Annotated in this window: 1 protein-coding gene; it reads right to left on the bottom strand. The window is 57.1% G+C overall.

Translation table 11 applies throughout. The features are described from left to right. Positions 1–477: 477 nt before the first annotated feature. The coding region (locus AC5JJ6_RS10600) for a cache domain-containing sensor histidine kinase (RefSeq protein WP_496042004.1) at positions 478–2,233 on the bottom strand (1,756 nt) is incomplete at its 5' end.

The raw sequence follows: 2,233 nt of genomic DNA, 5'->3' as shown, positions 1-2,233 counted from the left end.
GGTGACTGGAAGAACACTCAGCCCGATTTTTCTGACTTCGATCTGGCCTTCGACCTGAACCAGTAGAAAGATCCACGATGACAGGATTGCCGAAGGGGAGCGGGGCGAAACGTTTCGCTTTTCACAGCCGTTCCACCCGATCGCATCGCCAAACCTGGTCCGGCTGGGATTTCCCCGACAAGCTTATTCATCGGAGTTGCACAACCGGCAGATCATCCCAGCTTATTTCATGTGTCGTTTCTGCGGGATCCGGCAATCCCGGGCTGCCCTGTCCGTCGCGTCATGTTGGCATATGATGCTGGCTCGGTGGCTGTTGACGACGGCTCCAGACATAGCCCGCCAGCCGCCCACACGTCAGTCTTTTTCAGGTCAAAGTTACATTTCGATCAGCACAGGGCGGCACGCTCCGTCTGCGAGCAGACTCTGAGGCGAGACCCGACGGAACCCGCAATAACCGAGCGGCGCTGTTAGGGAAAATCAGGCTGACATCTCGGCCGCGGCATCGAGACCCGACTGGTAACGCGGCAGGGTGATCTCAACCATGGTTCCGATACCCAATCGGCTTTCCATGACGATCCAGCCATCATGAAGTTCAACCAGCCGCTTTGTGATAGCCAGGCCCAGGCCCGTTCCCCCGTGACGCCTGGTGTACCCCGAGTCAGCCTGCCAGAACGGCTCAAAGACATGACAAACGTCTTCAGGAAACATGCCAACACCGCTATCGGCGATCCGGATCGTCGCGGATCCAGCCTCCTCTCCAATCGTCACCACCACGGATCCGCCCGGAGGAGTAAACTTTATGGCGTTGCCGATGACATTGATGATGGCTTGGCGCATCTTTGCCTCATCGGCCAGGACGTCGATCGGATATTCGGGACCGTTTAGTTTCAGTTCGATCTCAGCTGCGGCTGCTTGTCCCTTCATCATTCGGAGCGCCTCGCCGACAGGATGCTTCAGATCGATCCGCCGCGGCAAGAATTCGGTTTTGCCCGACTCGATCCGCGAAAGATCCAGAATCCCTTCAACAAGACCGAGCAGGTGCTGGCCGCTTTCATGAATATCGCCCGCGTACTCGGTCACTTTTGCCTGAGGTAGATCGCCGGCGTAAGTCTGCAGCATGTCCGAGAAGCCGATGATGGCATTCAGCGGTGTGCGCAGTTCATGGCTCATCATTGCCAGGAAACTCGATTTGGCTTGATTTGCCGTTTCCGCCGCGAGACGGGCGGCCTCGGCCGAAGTGCGCGCCGCCTCGGAGCGATCCCGCTCAGTGGCGAGATCGGCCGCCGTCACTTCCAGCCGCTGTGCCAGTTGATTGGCGGAGTCGTAAGCTACCGTCAGATCGGCCAGCGCCTTCTTCGTCCTGCTCTCAGCCTTCTGGCGGCGCCTGAGTTCCTGTGCAACAAGAAAACCAGACAACAGAATCGCGCCTGAGAGCAGAAGGAGCATGCTGCCCTCTTGAATGATACGCGTCCGCCATTCCGCCAGAATCTGGTTCATGGAGTATGTGGCCGTGACCACGAGCGGCAATCCCGGAAGCCGCTTGTAGCCAATGAGGCGGTCAGGGCCATCGAAGATGTCGCTGACTCGGTAAATACTCTCCTGCGCTTCGATCAGGTATTTGGTGAATAGAGGATTTCCAGCAATGTTCATGCCAACCAGACTCTCGGCATAGGGATGGCGCATCAAGACATCGCCCGAGCGGGTCAGCAGGCTCGTTTTTCCGTCGTAGTCAAGATCAAGGTCGGTGTAGAGATTCCTCAAGTGAACCGCATCGATAATCGCGAACACAACACCCTCAAAGGTTCCATGAGGCCCCGGAATACGACGGCTCATGCCGAACACAGCCTTGCCACTCAGCTGACTTAGGAAGGTTTCGGTGATATACGGTCCATGTACCTTCCACTCCTTGTGCATGGAGAAGTATGAACGATCCGATGCGTTCATATGGCGGGCGGGATACTTCAAGGAGTCCACGACGAGATTGCCGTCCTCATCAAGTAGAATGATGCTGGAGACGATTGGCGATGATGCGACGTGCCCAGCCAGGAGCTGGTGCATCTCCTTCGGCCATGAGCCCAGCTGGCGAGCCGTACGGTACTGAGCGATGACCAGGCGGAGTGTAAGATCGACTGCCTCGAAGCTACGTGAGGCGTGATGCTCCAGAACACGGGTAACACTTCTTAACGACCTTTCGGCCCGTTCGATATGCCGGTCCTTCTCATTCCAGGCATGA

The sequence above is a fragment of the Skermanella sp. genome, assembly GCF_059503625.1.
Note: the sequence above shows the minus strand (reverse complement) of the source record. Positions and strands in the feature narration are given on the sequence as shown.